The 15,455-nt window shown below is 62.3% G+C and carries 19 protein-coding genes; 16 read left to right on the plus strand and 3 right to left on the minus strand.

Annotation, left to right across the window (positions count from 1 at the left end; translation table 11 throughout):
• Positions 1 to 2: 2 nt before the first annotated feature.
• The 16 genes from AC07TV_RS16225 (at position 3) to AC07TV_RS16300 (ending at position 13,595) form a co-directional block, all read left to right on the plus strand.
• The gene (locus tag AC07TV_RS16225) at positions 3 to 878 is read left to right on the plus strand and encodes a lysophospholipid acyltransferase family protein (protein ID WP_494649404.1); all 876 of its coding nucleotides are present in this window, start codon (positions 3 to 5) and stop codon (positions 876 to 878) included.
• Entirely contained in the window at positions 875 to 1,378 is a 504-nt protein-coding gene (locus AC07TV_RS16230) for a GNAT family N-acetyltransferase (protein WP_226496876.1), read from the plus strand. The genes AC07TV_RS16225 and AC07TV_RS16230 overlap by 4 nt, the downstream gene beginning before the upstream one ends.
• Positions 1,379 to 1,438: 60 nt before the next feature.
• On the plus strand, positions 1,439 to 2,269 hold the full coding sequence (dapF, locus tag AC07TV_RS16235; RefSeq protein ID WP_494649405.1) for a diaminopimelate epimerase: 831 nt from the start codon (positions 1,439 to 1,441) through the stop codon (positions 2,267 to 2,269).
• Entirely contained in the window at positions 2,266 to 2,937 is a 672-nt protein-coding gene (locus AC07TV_RS16240; protein WP_494649406.1) for a DUF484 family protein, read from the plus strand. Before dapF ends, AC07TV_RS16240 begins: the two co-directional genes overlap by 4 nt.
• A complete protein-coding gene (gene xerC / locus AC07TV_RS16245; protein WP_494649407.1) occupies positions 2,934 to 3,830 on the plus strand; it encodes a tyrosine recombinase XerC in 897 nt (298 codons plus the stop codon). Before AC07TV_RS16240 ends, xerC begins: the two co-directional genes overlap by 4 nt.
• A 118-nt stretch (positions 3,831 to 3,948) precedes the next feature.
• On the plus strand, positions 3,949 to 4,107 hold the full coding sequence (locus AC07TV_RS16250) for a hypothetical protein (protein WP_226403399.1): 159 nt from the start codon (positions 3,949 to 3,951) through the stop codon (positions 4,105 to 4,107).
• 74 nt (positions 4,108 to 4,181) lie between these two features.
• Complete coding sequence (locus AC07TV_RS16255) at positions 4,182 to 5,372, plus strand: class I SAM-dependent rRNA methyltransferase (RefSeq protein ID WP_494649408.1); 1,191 nt, start codon at positions 4,182 to 4,184, stop codon at positions 5,370 to 5,372.
• Positions 5,373 to 5,429: 57 nt separating this feature from the next.
• Positions 5,430 to 5,702, plus strand: a complete 273-nt coding sequence (locus AC07TV_RS16260) for a hypothetical protein (RefSeq protein ID WP_494649409.1) — start codon at positions 5,430 to 5,432, stop codon at positions 5,700 to 5,702.
• A gap of 74 nt (positions 5,703 to 5,776) precedes the next feature.
• Positions 5,777 to 7,147: a TonB-dependent receptor gene (locus AC07TV_RS16265; protein WP_494649410.1), complete on the plus strand. Its 1,371-nt coding sequence runs from the start codon at positions 5,777 to 5,779 to the stop codon at positions 7,145 to 7,147.
• A 9-nt stretch (positions 7,148 to 7,156) separates the two neighbouring features.
• Positions 7,157 to 8,053 (plus strand): metal ABC transporter substrate-binding protein, encoded by an 897-nt coding sequence (locus AC07TV_RS16270; protein ID WP_494649411.1) that lies wholly within the window; start codon positions 7,157 to 7,159, stop codon positions 8,051 to 8,053.
• Positions 8,050 to 8,628, plus strand: a complete 579-nt coding sequence (locus tag AC07TV_RS16275) for an ATP-binding cassette domain-containing protein (RefSeq protein WP_494649412.1) — start codon at positions 8,050 to 8,052, stop codon at positions 8,626 to 8,628. Before AC07TV_RS16270 ends, AC07TV_RS16275 begins: the two co-directional genes overlap by 4 nt.
• The gene (locus AC07TV_RS16280; RefSeq protein WP_494649413.1) at positions 8,618 to 9,382 is read left to right on the plus strand and encodes a metal ABC transporter permease; all 765 of its coding nucleotides are present in this window, start codon (positions 8,618 to 8,620) and stop codon (positions 9,380 to 9,382) included. The genes AC07TV_RS16275 and AC07TV_RS16280 overlap by 11 nt, the downstream gene beginning before the upstream one ends.
• Positions 9,383 to 9,427: 45 nt before the next feature.
• A complete protein-coding gene (locus AC07TV_RS16285; protein ID WP_494649414.1) occupies positions 9,428 to 10,738 on the plus strand; it encodes an STAS domain-containing protein in 1,311 nt (436 codons plus the stop codon).
• Positions 10,739 to 10,748: 10 nt separating this feature from the next.
• The gene (gene hslV / locus AC07TV_RS16290; protein ID WP_494649415.1) at positions 10,749 to 11,285 is read left to right on the plus strand and encodes an ATP-dependent protease subunit HslV; all 537 of its coding nucleotides are present in this window, start codon (positions 10,749 to 10,751) and stop codon (positions 11,283 to 11,285) included.
• The gene (gene hslU / locus AC07TV_RS16295) at positions 11,282 to 12,622 is read left to right on the plus strand and encodes an ATP-dependent protease ATPase subunit HslU (RefSeq protein WP_494649416.1); all 1,341 of its coding nucleotides are present in this window, start codon (positions 11,282 to 11,284) and stop codon (positions 12,620 to 12,622) included. The genes hslV and hslU overlap by 4 nt, the downstream gene beginning before the upstream one ends.
• A gap of 85 nt (positions 12,623 to 12,707) precedes the next feature.
• Entirely contained in the window at positions 12,708 to 13,595 is an 888-nt protein-coding gene (locus AC07TV_RS16300) for an AEC family transporter (protein WP_494649417.1), read from the plus strand.
• Between the two features lie 39 nt (positions 13,596 to 13,634).
• Here the strand turns inward: AC07TV_RS16300 and AC07TV_RS16305 are convergent, their stop codons facing one another.
• Genes AC07TV_RS16305 through lptM form a run of 3 tightly spaced genes read right to left on the minus strand, consistent with a single transcriptional unit; the run spans position 13,635 to position 15,426 of the window.
• On the minus strand, positions 13,635 to 14,000 hold the full coding sequence (locus AC07TV_RS16305) for an RNA-binding S4 domain-containing protein (protein ID WP_494649439.1): 366 nt from the start codon (positions 13,998 to 14,000) through the stop codon (positions 13,635 to 13,637).
• Between the two features lie 5 nt (positions 14,001 to 14,005).
• Entirely contained in the window at positions 14,006 to 15,268 is a 1,263-nt protein-coding gene (lysA, locus tag AC07TV_RS16310) for a diaminopimelate decarboxylase (protein ID WP_494649418.1), read from the minus strand.
• Positions 15,265 to 15,426, minus strand: a complete 162-nt coding sequence (gene lptM, locus AC07TV_RS16315) for an LPS translocon maturation chaperone LptM (RefSeq protein ID WP_494649419.1) — start codon at positions 15,424 to 15,426, stop codon at positions 15,265 to 15,267. The genes lysA and lptM overlap by 4 nt, the downstream gene beginning before the upstream one ends.
• Positions 15,427 to 15,455: the final 29 nt, after the last annotated feature.

A 15,455-nucleotide genomic window follows, 5' to 3' on the forward strand; every position in this document is an offset into this window, starting at 1 on the left:
CCTTGAAGATATTTCTTACTCATGTTCTGGTCGGTTTTCTCTGGTTGCTGCACTGGTTGCCGCTTTCCGTGCTGCGTTGGCTGGGGCGCGGGCTGGGGCGTCTGCTCTACGCGTTGGGTCGTAGCCGGCGCAAAGTCGCACTGACCAACCTGCGCCTGTGCTTTCCCGAGAAAAGCGAAGCTGAGCGGGAAGCGCTGGCGCGCGCCCATTTTGTCGCCTTCGCCCAGGCCGTGCTCGACCGCACGTTAGGATGGTGGGCGTCGCGGGAGCGGCTGGAGCGCATCATTCGCATTCACGGGGTCGAGCATCTGACTGATCCCGAGGGCAGGCCGGTGGTCATGCTTTCGCCGCATTTCGTCGGGCTGGATGCGGGCGGGACGGTGATCTCGATGCACGTGACCGGATGCAGTGTCTTCTCGAACCAGAAGAATCCGGTCCTCAACAAGTTGCTTTATGATGGCCGGATGCGTTTCAACGAGGCGATACTCCTCTCGCGTCAGGATGGCATGCGCAAGATCGTCAGGGCGATGAAGGATGGACACCCGTTTTATTACCTGCCGGACATGGATTTTGGGCCCAAGGAGTCGATTTTCGTGCCTTTCTTCGGTGTTCAGGCGGCGACCATTCCCGCGTTGTCGCGGCTGGTTCGCCTGACCAATGCGCGCGTCGTGCCGGTCATCTGCCGGCAGGTGCCGGATGGCTACGAAATTGAGGTGATGCCGCCGTGGGAGAATTTTCCTGGCGAGAGCGTCGAGGCCGATACCGAATTCATGAACAAATTTATTGAAAGCCAGGTGCTGCGCATGCCGGAGCAGTATTTCTGGTTGCACAAGCGCTTCAAAACCCGGCCACCCGGAGAGCAGAGGTTTTACAAATGAACAGCCTGAACGTTGAAATCCGTCCCGTGACGCCGCCCGATGTGCCGGCGATCTCGGCCCTGGCCCGCGAAATCTGGCAGGCCACCTACCCCGGAATCATCACCCAGGAACAGATCGATTTCATGCTCGAGCAACGCTACGGCCATGAGCGTCTGTACGATGATCTCGAGGACTTGCACAAATGGCTCGACCAGGCTTTTCTCGGTGATCGCCGCGTCGGCTTCGCCTTCAGCGAAATTTACAAGGGTGAGTTCAAGCTCGACAAGCTCTATATCCACCCCGACGTGCAGCGTCAGGGCGTTGGCGGGCAGTTGATCGCCCATGTTGCCGCGCGGGCAAAAAAAGAGGGCTATCCCTGTGTGATTCTGGCGGTCAACAAGCGCAACGACAAGGCGATCAATTCGTACATGAAATACGGTTTCGTCGTGCGTGAGGCGATTGTCGACGACATCGGCCACGGCTATGTCATGGACGATTTTGTGATGGAGAAGAAACTTTAAGGTTTTGAGGCAACTCTCTGTCTCTGCTATGCTTTTTAAAATCATTCGGTGAGGCAGTACGTGAAACTCAAATTCTCAAAAATGCATGGTCTGGGCAACGATTTCGTTGTCCTTGACGGCATTCGTCAGTCGCTGGCGCTGACGCCGGAGCAGCTGTGCTATCTGGCCGACCGCCATTTCGGTGTGGGCTGCGACCAGATTTTGCTGGTTGAAAAGGCGACCCAACCGGGCGTCGATTTCCGCTACCGCATCTTCAATGCCGACGGCGGTGAGGTTGAGCAGTGCGGCAACGGCGCGCGCTGCTTCGTGCGTTTTGTGCACGATCAAGGCCTGACCGACAAGCGCGAGATTCGGGTTGAAACGATGAAAGGCCTGATTACGCCGCGCCTCGAAGGCGATGGCAATGTCACGGTCGACATGGGTGTGCCGCGCTTTTTGCCAGCTGAAATTCCGTTCCTCGCTGACGATGACGTGATTGTGCACATGCTCGACGTGGCCGACGAAACACTCGAAACCAGCGTGGTCTCGATGGGTAATCCGCATGCCGTGCAGGTCGTCGATAGCGTCGATTCAGCGCCGGTCGGCGAGCACGGGCCATTGATCGAAAAACACCCCCGCTTCCCGCAGCGGGTCAACGCGGGATTCATGCAGATTGTCGACCGCCACGCCATCAAACTGCGCGTTTATGAGCGCGGCGCTGGCGAAACGATGGCTTGCGGCACCGGCGCTTGTGCGGCGGTGGTCGCCGGCATTCGCCGCGGCCTGCTCGATTCGCCGGTCCGCGTCACGACGCGCGGCGGCGATCTGAACATTGCCTGGGGCGGCGGCGAGCGGCCGGTCTTGATGACCGGTCCGGCCGTAACGGTATTCACTGGAGAAATTGAATTATGAGCGCCATGTTCCCCGACGAAATCGCGGACTACCTGAAAAACAATCCGGGCTTTTTCGAGCAGTACGCCGACCTGATGGCCCAGATTTTCGTCCCGCATCCGCATGGCGGCCGCACCGTCTCGCTGGCCGAGCGCCAGATGCTGACCCTGCGCGACAAGAACCGGGCGACCGAGAGCAAGCTCGCCGAGTTGATTGCGTTCGGCGAGGAGAATGACCAGATCAGCGAGAAGGTGCATCGCCTGTCCGTGGCGCTGATTGCCGCCGAGACCTTCCAGGCTGTGATCCATCTGCTCAACTTCCATCTTCGCGATGACTTCGCTGTGCCGCATGTAGCCCTGCGCCTGTGGGACAAGCCGGAAGGGATCGAGGATTTGCCGGAATTTGCCGCCGTCAGCGAGGAGTTGCAGGTTTTTGCCGAAACGCTGGCTCGGCCGTATTGCGGGTCGACCGCCGGTTTCGGCACGACCTCGTGGTTTGGCGAGGCGGCTTCCCACATTCGTTCGCAGGCGTTGATCGCCCTGCGCAACGGTGGTGGCACCATCGGCATGATCGCGCTGGGCAGCGAGGAAGCGCAACGCTTCTACGCCGATATGGGAACGCTCTACCTCGAACGCCTCGGCGAAATGGTTTCCGCTGCGCTGGCCAGAGTGACCAAGAGCGTGCTGTGACACCGGCTGCTGCGGTCGACGCCTGGCTGGCCGAACTTTCGGATCAGCGCCGGTTGTCGCCGCACACCATTTCAAACTATCGACGCGATCTGAGAAAGCTGCTGGCGGCGACGGAAGAAACCCCGCTGGCCAGCCTGCTTGTTCATCACATCCGCCGCTTTGTCGCCCAGCTCCATGGCCAGGGGCTGGGTGGCCGTTCGCTGGCGCGGACGTTGTCGGCCTGGCGTGGATTTTTTGGCTGGCTCGGTGAGCGTGGCCTGATTAAAGCCAATCCCTGCGACGGCATTCGGCCGCCGAAATCGCCGCGAATGTTGCCGAAGGCGCTGTCCGTCGACGAAACCGCCCGCCTGCTGGCGCCGTTCGAGGACGACGATCCGGTGCAGGGTGCCCGTGATCTGGCCATGTTCGAGCTCTTCTACTCCTCCGGCCTGCGTTTGGCCGAGCTGGTTTCGCTCGATTGCGAGGTGCTCGACAGCGTGGCCCACGAAGGTGAGATCCGCGTCCTCGGCAAGCGCAGCAAGTTGCGTCTGGTGCCGGTCGGTAGCAAGGCGCGCGAGGCGCTGGCCGCGTGGGCCGTGTTGCGCGAGCAATTGGCCAAGCCGGGAGAAAAGGCGCTGTTCGTCGGCCAGCGCGGCGGGCGTATCAGTCCGCGTCTGGTCGAGTCGCGGCTGGCTAGACGGGCCGTGCTGCTGGGCTTGCCGGCCCACGTCCATCCGCACATGCTGCGCCACTCCTTCGCCTCGCACGTCCTGCAGTCGTCGGGCGACCTGCGCGCCGTGCAGGAAATGCTCGGCCACGCCAGCATCGCTTCGACGCAGGTCTATACCCATCTTGACTTCCAACATCTGGCCAAGGTCTATGATTCGGCCCACCCGCGGGCCAAAGCGAAATAGTGATTGTTTCCCACGGTCAACCGGAAAAATCGGCGAAAAATCAAGGCTTCGTTGACGATTCATCCACAGGGCGCTATCCTCTGCGGTTTCGCAAATTCGCTGGATTCAAGGAGTTTTCATGGCCGCTACCATCAATCGTGTTCGTCGCTCCTCGCTGGAGCGCCGCTGTATTTCGAAGTCCACCAAGCGCCTGTTCAAAGGCATGAGCAAGACCATGTTCAAGGTCATGTACGGCGCCGAGTGCCATCAGCGCAACCGTAAGGCTCTGGGCGCTTAAGTTTTCACCAGAATTCCGAGCCCCGGTTGCCGCAAGGTGACCGGGGCTTCTTCATTTTTGTCTTCGGGAAAAACATGGCTCAGCTGATTCTGCTTCCGGGCAAGGAACGTTCGGCGTTCAAGCATCACCCCTGGTTGTTCGCCGGTTCGGTCGGTCGCCTTGAGGGCCGGGCGCGGCCTGGCGATACGGTTGAAGTGTTGGCCGACAATCTGCGCCCGCTTGGCCGTGCGGCCTACAGCCCGAAGTCGCAGATTCGCGCGCGCTTCTGGACCTTCGATGCCGAAGAGTCCATCGACGACGCTTTCTTCAAGCGGCGCATCGCGGCAGCCGTGGCGCTCCGCCAATCGCTGCCGGAACTGCGCGGCCAGCAGGGCCTGCGCCTGATCCATGCCGAATCCGACGGTCTGCCCGGTGTCATCGCCGACCAGTATGGCGACACGGTTGTTGTCCAGCTGACTTCGGCCGGTGCCGACAAATGGCGCAACGCCATCGTCGCCGGGCTGGTCAAGGCGACCGGTTGTGCCCGCGTTTATGAACGTTCTGATTCCGATGTCCGCGGTCTCGAAGGTCTCGGCCCGACGACCGGTTGGCTGCATGGCGAGGCGCCGACGACGCCGTTGTCCATTGACGAAAACGGGGTTCGTCTGGCGATTGATATCGCTGGTGGCCACAAGACCGGTTTCTATCTCGATCAGCGCGAGAATCGCGCCTTGCTCGGCCAGTTGTCGGCTGGCAAGGACGTGCTGAATTGCTTCTGCTACACCGGCGGCTTTTCGCTGCAGGCGTTGGCGGGTGGCGCCAAGAGCGTGCTGTCCATCGATTCCTCCGGCCCGGCGCTGGCCCAGGCTCAGGCCAATCTGGCGCTCAACCCGAAGTTGCCGGCCGACCGCGCGCAGTGGCAGGAGGCCGACGTTTTTCAGGCGCTCCGCGATTTCCGCAAGGCCGGCCAGTTGTTCGACCTGATCGTCCTCGATCCGCCCAAGTTCGCGCCGTCCGCCGCTCATGCCGAGCGGGCGGCCAAGGCCTACAAGGACATCAACATTCTTGGCTGCCGGCTGCTCAAGCCGGGCGGTCTGTTGATGACTTATTCGTGTTCCGGTGGCGTCGGGCTGGAAATGTTCCAGAAAATCATCGCCGACTCGGCGCTCGATGCCGGACGCAGTGCCCGCATCGTTCGTCGCCTGGCCGGTGCGGCTGATCATCCGGTGGCGTTGAACTTTCCCGAAGGCGAGTATCTCAAAGGCCTGCTGGTGCAGGTAGACTGAGCGCCGCTCCGCCATTTGAACGTAACGCTGCCCTGATAGACTGAATAGATGCTTCCGTTGCGCCGTCTCCTTCTCGTTGTCGTGCTCTTCTTCGCCCAACTGGCGACGGGGGCGCACGCCGTCGAGCATGCGGCGAGCAACGATGACGGCTTGCCGACGCATGTCTGCCAGCTTTGTCTGGCCGCACATGACCTCGGTGCGGCCTTGCCATCGCTGGCGGCCTTGCCGCCGGTGCTGGCCGTTCAGCTTGTTCCGGAATCGTTCTCGGCCCATGGCCGCAACGCTTTCCCGGCGCCCATCGCGACCCAGCAAGGGCCGCCGCTTTTCTGAAATTGCCCGTTATTTCCGGTTGACCGTGGGATTCCCGCAGTCGGCCGCTTGTTACGCAATTTCAGGAAAATCCCATGCAAAAATCCTTTGCCATGGCGGCCTTGCTGGCCGCCTCGTGCGGCGCGCAAGCCGCATCCGATGCTGATCTGGCAGCCATTCGCGCCCAGATCGACGACATGAAAAAAACCTACGAGCAACGCATTGCGGCGCTCGAACAGAAGCTGGTTCAGGCTGAATCCCAGGCCAGCTCGCAGGTCAAATCCGAGAAATCGACGCCGGCGCCTGCTCCGGTGGAAAATCGCCAGACAACAGCTTCAGCCAACGCCTTCAATCCCGAGGTTTCGCTGATCCTCCAGGGCCAGTACCGCAACGCCAAGAACGTTCCGGGGCGGGGCATTACCGGTTTTGTCCCGGGCGGCGAAGGTCTCAACACGCGCGGCTTCTCGGTCGATGAAACGGAGTTGGTGCTGGCCGCCAATATCGATCCCTACTGGCGCGGCCAGGCCATCGTGGCGATGGCCGACGGCCAGGCCAATATCGAGGAGGCCTGGTTCCAGTCGCTGGCCATCGGTCACGGGGTTGGTCTGAAAATCGGGCGTTACCGCTCAAGCATCGGTTACCTCAACGAGCAACATCCGCACATGTGGGATTTTGCCGATGCGCCGCTGATGTATCAGGCGATGTTCGGCGAGGATGCCAGCTATGTGCAGGATGGCGTACAACTGAAATGGCTGGCGCCGACTTCGCTATTTGTCGAACTGGGTTCTGAAATTGGTCGCGGCGCCAATTTCCCGGGTACTGATCGCAACAACAATGGAACCGGCGGCGGCGCGCTGTACGTGCACATCGGCGACGATGTCGGTGTCTCCAATAGCTGGCGGGCCGGGGCTTCGTGGTTGAAGACGCGGGCCAGCGAGCGGACTGCCGATTTTGTCGAGCAACTGAGCGGGAACATGGCGCAAGGCGCTTTCAACGGTGATTCGACGACCTGGCTGGCCGATTTCATCTGGAAATGGGCGCCGAACGGCAACTCGGCGCATCAGAACTTCAAGTTCCAGAGCGAGTATTTCGTGCGCGAGGAGAAGGGCCGTTTGACCTGTTCGTCAGCCTTTGATTGCGCGACGCCCGTCGACAGCAGCTACAAGACCAACCAATCCGGCTGGTATGCCCAGGGCGTCTACCAGTTCACCCCGCAATGGCGGGCCGGCCTGCGTTACGAGCAACTCGACAGCGGTACCCGCGATTTCGGTGCCAACGCGGCCAATCTGGTCGTCGACAGCTACCGCCCGAAGAAGGCGTCGGCGATGGTCGATTACAGCTGGAGCGAGTTCTCGCGGGTCCGTCTGCAAATTGCGCAGGACAAGTCGATGTTCGGCGTCACCGACAACCAGCTGACCCTGCAGTACGTCATGAGCCTGGGCGCCCACGGCGCCCACAAGTTCTAGGAGCCGACCATGAAACATTTCATTTTTGCCTGTTTTTTCGGGTTGACCGTGGGAACCGCCCAGGCCGACCTCAAAGTCTTCGCCACCGTCCCGGAGTGGGGCGCGTTGGCGCAAGAAATCGGTGGCAGCAAGGTCAAGGTCTATACCGCCACCACCGCCTTCCAGGACCCGCACCGCATCGAGGCCAAGCCGTCGCTGCTGGCGCAGGCTCGGCAGGCCAATCTGGTCGTCGCCGCCGGGGCCGATCTGGAAATCGGCTGGCTGCCGCTGGTCCTCCGTGATTCCGGAAATTCAGGCATCCAGACCGGTCAGCCAGGCTATTTCGAGGCGGCCAACTTCGTCAATCGTCTTGAAGTCCCGGTGACGCTCGATCGCGCCCACGGCGACGTCCATGCCGCCGGCAATCCGCACACCCACCTCGATCCGCGCAATGTGCTGAAAGTCGGCGAGGCGCTGACGGCGCGCATGGCCGAACTCGATGCGCCGAATGCCGCCGCCTATCGGTCGGGCTACCAGGCCTTTGCCGGCAAATGGCAGACGGCGATGGCACGTTGGCAGAACGAGGCCGCTCCGCTCAAGGGCGTCCCGGTCCTTGTTCATCACGCCTCCTTCGTCTATTTGCTTAACTGGTTGGGCATGAAGGAAGTCGGCGTGCTTGAACCGAAGCCCGGCATCGAGCCGACCAGCGGTCATCTGACCAGCCTGCTGGCCCGCCAGCAGAGCACGCCGGCCAAAATGGTCCTGCGCGCCGCTTACCAGCAGGAAGGGCCAAGTCAGTGGATGGCAGGAAAGACCGGCATGCCGGCCGTTCTGCTGCCCTACACGGTGGGTGGAACGCCGGAGGCCAAGGACTTGTTCGGGCTGTTCGACGATACCGTGCAACGGCTGTTGAAAGGAGCGCGGTGAGCAGTCTTCTCCGCACTGAGCAGTTGGTCGTCGGCTGGCAGCAGCCGGCGACACAGCCGCTCGATTTGACTATCGCGGCTGGCGAAATCGTTGGCCTGACCGGCCCTAACGGCGTCGGCAAGAGCACGCTGCTGGCTGCCATGTCCGGCCGGGCCAGGGTGTTTTCCGGGCGCATCGAGCAGCGCCCCGGTCTTCGTCTGGCCTTGCTGCGGCAGGATGTGCCACCGGTTGTCGGCATGCCCCTGTCCGGCCGCGAACTTCTCGCCCTGACCGGTGCTTCGCCCGAAGGCCTGCCCGCCTGGCTGGCCGATCGTCTCGACATCCGGCTCGACAAACTGTCCGGTGGCCAGCGTCATTACCTGACGCTGTGGGCCATTCTGCAAGCGCCGGCCGATCTGGTGCTGCTCGACGAGCCGACCAACAACCTCGATGTCGCCGGCGTCGCCCACCTGACCGAACACCTGCGCGACCGGGCCGCGGCCGGGGCCGGCATTCTCGTCGTCAGCCACGACACCGCCTTCGTCGACGCCGTTTGCGATCGGGTGATTGGCCTGAGGGGCAACGATGTCGGCTGAACTTTTCCTGATTCCTTTCCTGACCGGCTTGGCCTGCGCCATCGTGTTGCCGGTGCTCGGTTGCTATCTGCGCGTGCGCGACGAATGGCTGGCTGCGCTGGCCTATTCGCATGTTGCTGCGGCCGGGGCCTTGCTGGCCCTGCTTGCCGGCGCGCCGCCGGTCCTCGGTGGATTGTCCATGGCGGCCTTGGCTGGTGCTGGCCGGCGCCTGTTTGCCCTGCGACTGTCCGGCGGGGCAAGTGATGCCCTGTTGCTGGTCGGCGGCTGGGCCATCGCCGTGTTGCTGGCCGCCAACGCGCCGATGGCCGAACGCCTCGGCCATGCGCTGTTCGACGGACAACTCTATTTTGCCGGCAGCCAGGAACTTTGGCCGGTCGCCATCGGCGGCGTTGTCGCCTTGCTCGCCCTGCGCGCCTTGTCGTCCCGTCTTCTGCTGGCCCGTGTTTATCCCGATCTCTTTCGCTTGCGCGGCCTGCCGGCCTGGCCGATCCAGGTTGGCTTCGATCTGATGGCGGCGCTCAGCCTGGCTCTGGCGACCATGAGCCTAGGCGTCATGGGCGCTTTCGCCTTGGTCTTCATCCCGCCCTGGCTGGCCTTCCGGCGTGCTGCTGATTGGCGCGCCGGCCTGGGCTGGGCCCTGGCCATCGGCGTTCTGGCCTATGTCGTTGCCTTCGCCCTGGCCCTCGGGCTGGATCAGCCCTTCGGCCCGGTCCTGGCGCTTCTGCTCGTACTCGCCGGCTTGCTCGTTGCATGAAGTGCGAGGGCATGCTAAAACTACTTCCCCGCGTGCGGAGTAGTTATGGTTTTTTCCTTTTTCAAGAAGCAGGACAAGAAGATGCCCGAACGGCCGGCCGCCCGTCCGCGCGCACCGGAGCCGCTGCCGGAGGCCATGACGCCAGTAGCGCCGGCCGAGGATCAAGCCAAGTCGCTGCCCGAGCCGCTGCCGGATCTGGAGTTCACTCCCGGCAAGCCAACCAAGCCCCAACCCGCACCCGCTGCCCGCAAGCCTGAAGGCAAACCCGCCGCGGCACCCCTGCAACCACTGGCCGCCGATTCCGATTTCAGCATTGACGATTTCGACAGCGACGATTTCACCGAATCGAGCGTCATGGGGATCGACGTCAATCATGACGACGACCCGCTGCAAGCCTGCGTCGAGCAGGTTGTCGTGCTCTATGCCAACGGCCAGGATGGCGCCGCGCGCTCGCTGCTCGAGACTTTTGTCCGCTCCTACCACGGCCGGGAAGGCCGGCGGTTCTGGCTTCTGCTGTTCGATCTATTGCAGGCGACCGGCGAGCGGGCTGCTTTTGAAAAGCTCGGCGCCGATTATGCCGAGGCCTGCGAAATGTCGCCGCCCACCTGGTCGCAGCAATCGCCGGCAGCCAACCAGGCAAATGGTGCGGTCGGCCCGCACAAGATTTTCCTGCAAGGCGTATTGACTGCCGAAGGCGCCTTGCCGGTGACCCAGTTGGCCAAACTGGTCGAGCAAAAGGCGCAGGTCACGGTTGATTGCACCAAGCTGATCGGTTGTGATGACGAGGTAGCCGGGCAATTGGCCGATCTGCTGAGCCGGGCTAGAAAGACCCGGCTGGCGGTAACGCTGATTGGTACTGACGTCTTTATCGACCGCTTGAATAGCCGGATGGTTGCAGGCGATATCGCGCACGAGCCGTCCTGGCGCCTGTTGCTGGAGTTGCTGCAACGGCACGGTACGCAGGATGCATTCGAAGAGCGAGCCGTCGACTATGCGGTGACCTTCGAGCTGTCGCCCCCGTCGTGGGAGCCGCGCGCGGCTGTCGCAGCCCCCGCTGCTGTGTCGGCTGCCACCGCTCGCCCGGCCGATGACGCGTATTATTTGTCCGGTGAGCTCAAGGGCTGCCGCTTCGACGAATTGGTGGCCGTCATCGAGGGGGCCGAACAGCCGATTCTCGATTTTTCCGGCGTGCGCCGGCTTGATTTCGTTTCGGCCGGGCAACTGGTCAACCGTCTCGCGCCGTACAAGGCCGCGGGACGCGATATCGTCATCCGCAGCCCGAATCATCTGGTCGCCGAGCTGATGGCCGTGGTCGGCCTCAACAAGCAGGCGCGCATTCTCGTTCCCAAGTCTTAAGGGTCAAATCATGGAGCAATATCACGGCACGACGATCCTGTCGGTGCGCCGGGGCAATTCCGTCGCCATGGCCGGTGACGGTCAGGTGACGCTCGGCAACATCGTCATCAAGGCCACCGCAAAAAAGGTCCGCCGGCTGTACAACGGCCGCATCCTGGCCGGCTTTGCCGGCGGCACGGCCGACGCCTTCACGCTGTTCGAGCGCTTCGAGGCCAAGCTGGAAAAGCATCAGGGCAATCTGCTGCGTTCGGCCGTCGAACTTGCCAAGGACTGGCGTTCCGACCGCGCCTTGCGCCGACTGGAAGCCATGCTTTCCGTCGCCGACCGTGAGGTCTCGCTGATCATCACCGGCAACGGTGACGTGCTCGAGCCGGAGCAGGGCATCGTTGCCATTGGTTCCGGCGGCTCGTATGCGCAGAGCGCGGCGCGGGCGCTGCTGGAAAATACCGAGTTGGCGCCGCGGGAAATTGTCACCAAGTCGCTGGAGATCGCCGGCGACATTTGCATCTACACCAACCGAAATTTCACGATCGAGGTACTGGAATGACGGCCATGACCCCGCAGGAAATCGTTTCCGAGCTCGACAAGCACATTGTCGGTCAGAAAAACGCCAAGAAGGCTGTGGCCATCGCCCTACGTAACCGCTGGCGCCGGTCGCAGGTGGCCGAGCCGCTGCGTCAGGAGATTACGCCAAAGAACATCCTGATGATCGGGCCGACCGGTGTCGGCAAGACCGAAATCGCGCGGCGTCTGGCCCGTCTGGCCAACGCACCCTTCATCAAGATCGAAGCGACCAAGTTCACCGAGGTCGGCTACGTCGGTCGCGATGTCGAAACGATCATCCGTGATCTGGTCGAAATGGCCATCAAGTCGCACCGCGAGCGGGCCATGAAGGCCAACCGCGCGCGGGCCGAAGATGCGGCCGAGGAACGCATTCTCGACGTGCTGTTGCCGACGGCGCGTGGCCCCAACTTTTTTGCCGAAAATTCCGAGTCGACCGCAAGCGATAACACGACGCGTCAGAAATTTCGCAAGAAGCTGCGCGAAGGCGAGCTCGACGACAAGGAAATCGATATCGAGGTTGCCGCACCGGGCATGCAAGCTGAAATTTTCGCGCCGCCCGGCATGGAGGAACTGACCCAGCAGATTCAGGGCATGTTCCAGAGCGTCGGCGGGGGCAAGAAGAAGTCGCGGAAACTAAAGATTCCCGAGGCGCTCAAGCTGCTGACCGACGAGGAAGCCGCCAAGCTGGTCAATGATGAGGACGTCAAGCTGGAGGCCGTGAAGGCCGTCGAGCAGAACGGCATCGTCTTCCTCGACGAGCTGGACAAGATCGCCAGCCGTTCTGAAATGCAGGGCGCCGATGTCTCGCGTCAGGGCGTCCAGCGCGACCTGCTGCCGCTGGTCGAGGGCACGACGGTGTCGACCAAGTACGGCATGATCAAGACCGATCACATCCTGTTCATTGCCTCGGGGGCTTTCCACCTGTCCAAGCCGTCCGACCTGATTCCCGAGTTGCAGGGCCGCTTCCCGATTCGCGTCGAACTCGACTCACTGTCGGTGGCCGATTTCGAGTGCATCCTGACCCAGACCGACGCCTGCCTGACCAAGCAGTACCAGGCCTTGCTCGAAACCGAAGGCGTGCAGATCGAGTTCGCCGATGATGGCATCCGGCGTATGGCCGAAATCGCCTTTCAGGTGAATGAGCGGACCGAGAACATCGGCGCCCGCCGCCTGCATACCGTCATGGAAAAGCTGCTCGAAGAAGTCTCGTTCGACGCCGGCAAGGTCGGTCTCGACAAGGTTCTGGTCAATGCCGACTACGTTAACGAGAAGCTCGGCGAGGTTGCTGCCGACGAAGACTTGTCGCGTTACGTGCTCTGACGTTTAGGGGTAATCCCTGCTGTGCGGACGCCGGTGGTGTCCGCACAATCCCATTTGTTGCGTATCTCTGTTTGAGGCCTTTCGTTTGGACGAGCAAAGCCTGAGTTTCCGTCTGCTGTTGATTCTGTTCCCCATCTTCGGGATCGTGGCGGCCGGCTATTTTTATGGCCGCAAGCACAAGCCCGAAATGGCCGTGGCCAACCGGCTGAACATGGATATTTTCATCCCGGCCCTGGTTTTCGCGGCGATGGCCGGCAAGTCCTTTGATCTGGCGGCCTACGCGCCGCTGGCCCTCGGCGGTTTTCTCGTTCTGGCGACCTGTGGCCTGCTCGCCTGGCCGCTTGCCCGGTTGTTCGGCATCCAGCCGAAAACGCTGGTGCCGCCGATGTTGTTCAACAACTCCGGCAATATTGGCCTGCCACTCGCCGTGCTGGCCTGGGGCGAAGCGGCGCTGCCGGCGGCGGTGATTTTGTTCATGGTCGAAAACACGCTGCATTTTTCGTTTGGTGCCCGTTTGCTTGATCCGACGACGCGCATCCTGACGCTGTGGCGAATTCCTGTCGTTTTTGCCGCAATTGCCGGGTTGACCGTGGCACTCGTCAAAATCCCGATGTGGGCGCCGCTGATCATCGCCATCAAGATGCTCGGCGACGTTTCAGTGCCGCTACTGCTGTTCTCGCTCGGCGTACGCATGACCGACGTGTCTTTCAGCGAATGGAAGGTGGCGGTCGGTAGCGCCGTGCTCAGGCCGGTGGCCGGCATGTTGATCGCGGCCGGGGTCATTCAGCTGCTCGGTCTGCAGGGCCGGGATGCGGCGATGCTCTTCGTTTTCGGTGCATTGCCGCCGGCCGTGCTCAACTTCCTGTTTGCCGAGCGCTACAAGCAGGAGCCACAGCGTGTCGCCTCGATCGTGCTGATCGGCAATCTGGCCGCGCTGCTCTTCCTGCCGCTGGCGCTCGCTTACGTACTTTGATTTTGGCCGTTTTTTCCGGTTGACCGTAGCAATCGGGTTTTATCGACCGTAACGGTCCATCTGGCGCCGGTCGCGCTTGGTCGGGCGGCCATGGATGTCGGCTGCTGGGTCCTGGACGAACTGCCGGCTGTCGCGCGCCGCTTCGCGGGCGCTGATGCTTTCCGGCGTTTCTTCATAGAGCAGCCAGGCTTCCGGCGCCGGGCCGCGTTTGTCCGACAGGGCTTTGACCGTCACTTCCCAGCGCGTTTCGCTGTTGGCGATGTCGAGCCGGTCGTCAATCTTGATTTCGCGCGCCGGCTTGATGGTGGCCCCATTGACCTTCACCTTGCCGCCACTGACGGCGTCGCTGGCCAGGGAGCGCGTCTTGAAAAAACGCGCTGCCCAAAGCCATTTATCGACGCGCAGGCCGCTCACTTCGGCAGCGTGGACTCGCCGGCGTAAAGCTGTTCGACCGTTTCGCGCTGGCGAATGACGTGGATCTGGTCACCGTCGACCATCACTTCAACGGCGCGCGGCCGGGTGTTGTAGTTCGAGGCCATGGCCATGCCGTAGGCGCCCGCCGACATGACGGCCAGCAGATCGCCGGCTTCGACGGCGAGCGGACGGGCCTGGCCGAGGAAGTCGCCGGTTTCGCAAACCGGGCCGACGACGTCGTACTCGGTGGCGGAACCGGTCCGCGGCACGACTGGCAGGATGTCATGCCAGGCTTCGTAGAGCGCCGGCCGCATCAGGTCGTTCATGGCGGCGTCGATGATGGCGAAATTCTTGGCTTCGCCCTGCTTGAGGTATTCGATGCGGGTGAGCAGCAGGCCGGCATTGCCGACCAGCCGGCGACCCGGTTCGAGGACGACCTGCAGGCCGCGCCCGGCCAGCTTGTCGAGCAGCGGCGTCAGGTAGGCGGCGACGGTCGGCTGGACCTGTTCGGCGTTGTACTTGATGCCAAGACCACCACCGAGGTCGAGGTGGTGAATGTGGATGCCTTCTGCGGTCAACTGGTCTACGAGCACTAAAATGCGATCGAGCGCTTCGATAAACGGAGACGGATCGAGCAATTGCGAGCCAATATGACAGTCGATGCCGGCAACTTCGATGTTGGGCAGGGCAGCGGCGCGGCGGTACAGATCCAGGGCGTTGTCGTAAGCAACGCCGAACTTGGCGCCCTTGAGACCGGTCGAAATGTAAGGGTGCGTCTTCGGATCGACGTTCGGATTGACACGCAGGCTGATCGGCGCCTTCTTGCCGCACTGGCCGGCGACTTGGTTAAGGCGCTCTAGTTCGGGAGCGGATTCGACGTTGAAGCAGAAAATGCCAACGTCCAGCGCCAACTTCATTTCATCGGCCGTCTTGCCGACGCCTGAGAAAACGACTTTCTTCGGGTCGGCGCCAGCCGCCAGCACGCGCTGCAGTTCGCCGCCGGAAACGATGTCGAAGCCGGCGCCGAGGCGAGCAAAGACGTTGAGGATGGCGAGGTTGGAGTTGGCCTTGACGGCGTAGCAGACCAGCGCGCCCTGGCCGGTCGGGTGGCCGCCAAGAACGTCATGGAATTCGCGCAACGAGGCTTCCAGCGCAGCGCGGGAGTAGACGTAGGCCGGCGTACCGAATTGATCGGCAATAGCAGGCAGGGCAACGGATTCGGCGTGCAGTACGCCGTTTTTCAGGGCAAATTGGGTCATGGGGCTTTGGGGCTGGTGGTCGTGCTAACATCCTTGGCGGCTGGCTTGGCGTTGCCAAGCAGCGGATCAGACGCCGGGCCGGGCGGCATTTCAAGCCGGCCTTTCATGCCGCAGGCGGCAAGGCTCAGGATAATCAGCAAGGCGGCGATTCTGGACATGTTCGGGGCGCTGTCGGCGAAGAGCGGGA

The organism is Azonexus sp. GW821-FHT04F04 (assembly GCF_059420025.1).

What these genes read in the sequence shown, in the direction of transcription:
- AC07TV_RS16230 (WP_226496876.1), top strand. Translation starts at nt 875, where the DNA reads ATGAACAGCCTGAACGTTGAAATCCGTCCCGTGACGCCGCCCGATGTG.
- AC07TV_RS16240 (WP_494649406.1), top strand. Translation starts at nt 2,266, where the DNA reads ATGAGCGCCATGTTCCCCGACGAAATCGCGGACTACCTGAAAAACAAT.
- AC07TV_RS16250 (WP_226403399.1), top strand. Translation starts at nt 3,949, where the DNA reads ATGGCCGCTACCATCAATCGTGTTCGTCGCTCCTCGCTGGAGCGCCGC.
- AC07TV_RS16255 (WP_494649408.1), top strand. Translation starts at nt 4,182, where the DNA reads ATGGCTCAGCTGATTCTGCTTCCGGGCAAGGAACGTTCGGCGTTCAAG.
- AC07TV_RS16265 (WP_494649410.1), top strand. Translation starts at nt 5,777, where the DNA reads ATGCAAAAATCCTTTGCCATGGCGGCCTTGCTGGCCGCCTCGTGCGGC.
- AC07TV_RS16270 (WP_494649411.1), top strand. Translation starts at nt 7,157, where the DNA reads ATGAAACATTTCATTTTTGCCTGTTTTTTCGGGTTGACCGTGGGAACC.
- AC07TV_RS16280 (WP_494649413.1), top strand. Translation starts at nt 8,618, where the DNA reads ATGTCGGCTGAACTTTTCCTGATTCCTTTCCTGACCGGCTTGGCCTGC.
- AC07TV_RS16285 (WP_494649414.1), top strand. Translation starts at nt 9,428, where the DNA reads ATGGTTTTTTCCTTTTTCAAGAAGCAGGACAAGAAGATGCCCGAACGG.
- hslV (WP_494649415.1), top strand. Translation starts at nt 10,749, where the DNA reads ATGGAGCAATATCACGGCACGACGATCCTGTCGGTGCGCCGGGGCAAT.
- hslU (WP_494649416.1), top strand. Translation starts at nt 11,282, where the DNA reads ATGACGGCCATGACCCCGCAGGAAATCGTTTCCGAGCTCGACAAGCAC.
- lysA (WP_494649418.1), bottom strand. Translation starts at nt 15,268, where the DNA reads ATGACCCAATTTGCCCTGAAAAACGGCGTACTGCACGCCGAATCCGTT.
- lptM (WP_494649419.1), bottom strand. Translation starts at nt 15,426, where the DNA reads ATGTCCAGAATCGCCGCCTTGCTGATTATCCTGAGCCTTGCCGCCTGC.